Origin of the sequence: Yoonia sp., assembly GCF_046498525.1 — a bacterium.
Classification (GTDB): domain Bacteria; phylum Pseudomonadota; class Alphaproteobacteria; order Rhodobacterales; family Rhodobacteraceae; genus Yoonia.
Genome location: NZ_JAWOAN010000185.1, coordinates 1 through 4,882, shown reverse-complemented (window position 1 = coordinate 4,882; position 4,882 = coordinate 1). Strand labels below are relative to the sequence as shown.

Sequence of the window (4,882 nt, the reverse complement as noted above, 5' to 3'; positions counted from 1 at the left end):
GTCCGGTTTCCTGCAATGATCCCGATCTCGTAAGGCAGGTTTTTCAACGTGTTTGGCAGGCTATTCTTTTGCGTGCCCAGTTCCAGTCCTGCCGGTCCGTTGACCCATTGGAAGGGTTCAAAATCACCAAAGATATCGACAAGTTCCGACCCTCCGTTGGGCGGTCCGAGCATGACAACGCGCCCCATCTGCTCCGGCCGGTTGTTTGTCAGCCAAGCGCGCACAAGGATACCGCCCATCGAATGCGTGACGAAATTGATGCGCCGATCACCGCAGGCTGCGACATCCTCGGCCAGATGGTCCTCGACCAGCGTCTGGATATTCGCAGTGGTAGACGGGTAGCCGCGGTTGATCACCAGATAGCCTTCATCCTCCAGCACCAGTTGCAAAGGGGTAAAGGAAATTTCTGTCCGCGCCAGCCCATGCAGCATGACGACGCATTCCTGCGCCATCGCAGCGGAGGACGTGAAAATACCGAAAAGGAGCGCCAAGATAAGTCTCATACCGACAAGGTAGCATTTGCAAGCGGGCACAAAACCCCCAATAGCGAAGAAACCTAGCGTCGCGTGCTGAGCGAAACCCCGATTCCCCCCAATACGAGACAGCCGGCCAGAATCAATCGCAGTGTCAGCGGTTCGTCCAGCAAGACAACACTGGCCGCAACCGCGATGACAGGCACGCTGAGTTGCGCAATGCCAGCCACGGTCGTCGGCAAAGAGGGCAGGGCGAGATACCAAAGGGCATAACCCAGCCCTGATGTGATGGCCCCGGCGATGATGGCGGTGATGACCCCGAAAAACGGCATGTCGCCTATGCCGGTCCAGATCATGGCCGCTGCCACAAGCGGCAGGCAAAGCAGAAAGTTGCTTGCAGTTGCCCCTAGCGGATCGTTTTCCGTCCGGCCCAAAAGTGTATAAGCAGCCCAAGCGGCTCCGGCGATTGTCATGGATATAGCACCGCCCAAGGGGACCGGTTGATCGCCCGTCGGCCAAAGCAAAACGCACAGGCCCAGCAAGGCAATAGGTGCGCCGATCCATTGCAGCAAAGGGATTTTTCTGCCTTCAATCACCGCCCAACTGAATATGACGATTTGCAGCACACCAAAGAGGATCAACGCCCCAAGCCCCGCATTCAGCGTGATATAGGCCCACGAAAACCCGATCATGTAAACTGCCAAGGCCGCAGCACCCGCGAACCGCCCGATAGACAAGACAGCCGGACGGGGGCCCCTTCGCATCATCACCAGAAGCCAGAGCATTGCAGCGCCCGCGCCGGTCCGTACTGTCGCAAAATCCATCGGGTCCATATCCTGCGAGGCGACACCGATCCGGTTCAGGAGCGAATTGGCAGCAAAGGCGAACATGGTGAGCGCGACGAGTGCAAAGAGCCTCATGTGCAGGTTCCGGTCACAGATTCACCCGCGGTCATATGCGGCTGAAACAAGGGCGGCTGGATCATCCTCTCCCATCCCCTCGGACAGGGCGGCTTTTTGCATTTCCCCCGACTGGACAAGCACCGGCGAGGTCAGACCATAGGCTTGTGCCACCCGCTGAAATACGCCGTTGTCCTTGTACGCGGCGGAAATGGTGAAGCCCACCGTCGTGTCCTGCCCAAGAATTTTTGGAATCCGATCGGCGATCATGGGCACACCTGCGGGTCCCCCTGAAAGGATGCCGATGGCTGTCTCAAGCGGAATACCGGCACGTTTCGCCAAGGGCATCATATCGTCCAGACCACTGAAATAGCACTGCAACATACTGTTGTTGATGGTTTTCATCACCAGGCCGGTCCCCAGTGGGCCGACATGAAAAATCTGTCCAGAGATTGCGGACAAGGTTGCATGTGCGCGTGCCGCAGCCGCGTCCACCCCACCAATGAAGACGCCGCAGGCACCCACCGAAATCAAATCCGGTCCACCGGAAATCGGGGCGTCTACGGCTGTGGCGCCCTTGCGCTCGATCTGGCTGATACGGTCCTGCAAGAGCGTCGGAACAACGGTGCTGGTTTCGATGATTTGCTTGCCCGTCAAATCCAGTTCGAGACAAGCGTCCAGCATTGCGGCGACCGCAGTGTCATCCAGCAAGCTCAGGATCAAGGTGTCGCTTTTTGCCACAAGCGTCGCGATGTCCGGCGCGGTGGCAATGCCTTCAACCCTGCGTCCGCTGCGCGTCCAGCCAATGACAGAGTGGCCTTTTGCTTGCATCCGTTGCGCAATCGCGCCGCCCATGCGGCCCAGTCCGATGACCCCAATAACGTCCATGTGGTCCCCCTTACGTTCGCAGAGAGTTGATACCGGAACGGAGGAAATGAAAAGGGCGGTTCCTTGCGGAACCGCCCTTCTTTATCGTGATGTGCGTCGTTTTTGTCCGCAGACAAAAAGCGATTTACATCATGCCGCCCATGCCGCCCATGTCGGGCATGCCGCCGCCGCCGCCAGCGCCTTCTTTGGAAGGCTTATCTGCAACCATTGCTTCGGTTGTGATCAAGAGGCCCGCAACAGAGGCTGCGTCCTGCAGTGCTGTGCGCACCACCTTGGCAGGGTCAATGACGCCGAACTTGAACATGTCGCCATATTCCTCGGTCTGCGCATTGAAGCCGAACTTCGGATCGTTGCTTTCACGGATCTTGCCCGCAACAACTGAACCGTCGACACCGGAGTTCTCGGCGATCTGGCGCAGTGGTGCTTCAAGCGCCTTGCGGACGATCGAGATACCCACATTCTGGTCGGAGTTTGCACCCTGAAGACCTTCAAGTATCTTGCCGGCCTGAACCAGAGCAACACCACCACCAACGACGATGCCCTCCTGAACAGCAGCGCGTGTGGAGTTCAGTGCGTCGTCAACGCGGTCTTTGCGCTCTTTCACTTCGACTTCTGACATGCCGCCGACGCGGATAACAGCAACACCGCCAGCCAGTTTGGCCACACGCTCTTGAAGTTTCTCGCGGTCGTAATCGGATGTCGTCTCCTCGATCTGGCCGCGGATCTGAGCGACCCGTGCTTCGATCTCGGCCTTGTCGCCGGACCCGTCAACGATGGTTGTTTCATCCTTAGTGATAGAAACGCGCTTGGCAGAGCCCAGCATATCCATTGTGACGCTTTCCAGCTTCATGCCCAGATCGTCAGAGATAACCTGACCACCGGTCAGGATCGCAATGTCCTGCAGCATGGCCTTACGGCGATCACCAAAGCCCGGTGCCTTGACCGCAGCGATTTTCAGGCCGCCACGCAGCTTGTTGACAACGAGTGTGGCCAGTGCTTCGCCTTCAACATCTTCTGCGATGATGAGAAGCGGCTTGCCGGACTGGATCACTGCTTCAAGCAATGGAACCATAGGCTGCAGCGAAGAAAGCTTCTTTTCGTGCAGCAGGATAACGACATCTTCCAGTTCTGTTGTCATTTTGTCAGGGTTGGTGACAAAGTATGGCGACAGGTAGCCGCGGTCGAACTGCATGCCTTCGACAACGTCGGTTTCTGTTTCCAGACCCTTGTTCTCTTCGACAGTGATCACGCCTTCGTTGCCGACTTTTTGCATCGCATCAGCGATCTGACGACCGATTTCGGTTTCGCCGTTGGCCGAGATTGTACCAACCTGCGCAACTTCGTCGCTGTCGTTCACAGGGCGCGCTGCCGCTTTGATGGCTTCAACGACTTTGGCTGTTGCCATGTCGATACCGCGCTTGAGATCCATCGGGTTCATGCCGGCAGCAACAGATTTCATGCCTTCCTTGACGATGGCCTGTGCCAGAACAGTCGCGGTTGTTGTACCGTCGCCTGCCTCGTCATTGGTGCGAGAGGCCACTTCTTTGACCATCTGTGCGCCCATGTTCTCGAACTTGTCTTCCAGCTCGATCTCTTTGGCGACAGAGACACCGTCTTTTGTGATGCGCGGCGCGCCGAACGATTTGTCCAGAACCACGTTGCGGCCTTTGGGGCCAAGTGTCACTTTTACCGCGTTTGCAAGAACGTTGACGCCTTTCAGAATCTTGTTCCGTGCATCGGTATCGAATTTTACTTCTTTAGCAGCCATTTTCATGTGCTCCTTGAATGATTGGATATGTGAGGGCGAGCTGTCGGCTTACATGATGCCGAGGATGTCGCTTTCTTTCATGATCAGCAGCTCTTCGCCGTCAATCTTGACCTCTGTGCCGGACCATTTGCCAAACAGCACTTTGTCGCCTGCCTTGACAGACATCGCAATCAGCTCGCCGCTGTCTTTGCGCGCACCTTCACCAACACTGACGATTTCGCCTTCGGCTGGTTTTTCCTTGGCGTTCTCAGGAATGATGAGACCGCCTGCTGTTTTCTCTTCGCCTTCAATGCGGCGGACCAATACGCGGTCGTGAAGTGGTTTAAATGCCATTTCAGAACTTCTCCAGTTCGTGTTTCTCTCAAATTAGCACTCACCTACGACGAGTGCTAACGAACTTTAGGTAAGGACCACAACCGGGTGTGTCAACAGCCCTATGATAACAAATTTTCGGTTCTTGAGTGCGTCGGGAATGCTGCGATGCATCAATGCCAATGCACCGCTATGATCCGCGCGGCGTGTCGTCGTCTTCTGACAGAATCCGCCATGCGTCGCCATCGAGATCTTCGTATTGATCGTTGCGCAAACTCCACAGGAACGCAGCAAGGCCGACGCCGCCCAAAATCAACGACACAGGGATCAGGAAAACGAGGACATTCATAATTTGCCTTTCAGCCGCAGCGCATTCAACAGGACCGTAATCGATGACGCGGACATCGCAATAGAGGCAATCAATGGTGTTGCAAAGCCCGCCAGCGCGATTGGCACTGCGATGACGTTATAGATTGTCGAGATCGTGAAATTCTCTTTGATCCGTCGCATCGCAGCGCGGGCGACAAGGGGCAGTTCGATCA

Annotated in this window: 7 protein-coding genes; all 7 read right to left on the bottom strand. The window is 56.3% G+C overall.

Going from position 1 to position 4,882, the window contains the following annotated elements; genetic code table 11:
- Positions 1 to 503, bottom strand: a 503-nt coding sequence (locus R6T97_RS11680) for an esterase/lipase family protein (RefSeq protein ID WP_410349466.1), incomplete at its 3' end; no start/stop codon positions are given.
- Between the two features lie 53 nt (positions 504 to 556).
- The gene (locus R6T97_RS11675) at positions 557 to 1,393 is read right to left on the bottom strand and encodes a DMT family transporter (RefSeq protein WP_410349465.1); all 837 of its coding nucleotides are present in this window, start codon (positions 1,391 to 1,393) and stop codon (positions 557 to 559) included.
- 21 nt (positions 1,394 to 1,414) lie between these two features.
- Complete coding sequence (locus tag R6T97_RS11670; RefSeq protein ID WP_410349464.1) at positions 1,415 to 2,260, bottom strand: NAD(P)-dependent oxidoreductase; 846 nt, start codon at positions 2,258 to 2,260, stop codon at positions 1,415 to 1,417.
- 124 nt (positions 2,261 to 2,384) lie between these two features.
- Positions 2,385 to 4,028: a chaperonin GroEL gene (groL, locus tag R6T97_RS11665; protein ID WP_410349463.1), complete on the bottom strand. Its 1,644-nt coding sequence runs from the start codon at positions 4,026 to 4,028 to the stop codon at positions 2,385 to 2,387.
- Between the two features lie 48 nt (positions 4,029 to 4,076).
- Entirely contained in the window at positions 4,077 to 4,361 is a 285-nt protein-coding gene (groES, locus tag R6T97_RS11660) for a co-chaperone GroES (protein ID WP_410349462.1), read from the bottom strand.
- Between the two features lie 169 nt (positions 4,362 to 4,530).
- Complete coding sequence (ccoS, locus tag R6T97_RS11655) at positions 4,531 to 4,689, bottom strand: cbb3-type cytochrome oxidase assembly protein CcoS (protein ID WP_410349461.1); 159 nt, start codon at positions 4,687 to 4,689, stop codon at positions 4,531 to 4,533.
- Positions 4,686 to 4,882 (bottom strand): hypothetical protein (locus tag R6T97_RS11650; RefSeq protein ID WP_410349460.1); only part of this gene is annotated, 197 nt, incomplete at its 5' end. The genes R6T97_RS11650 and ccoS, both read right to left, overlap by 4 nt.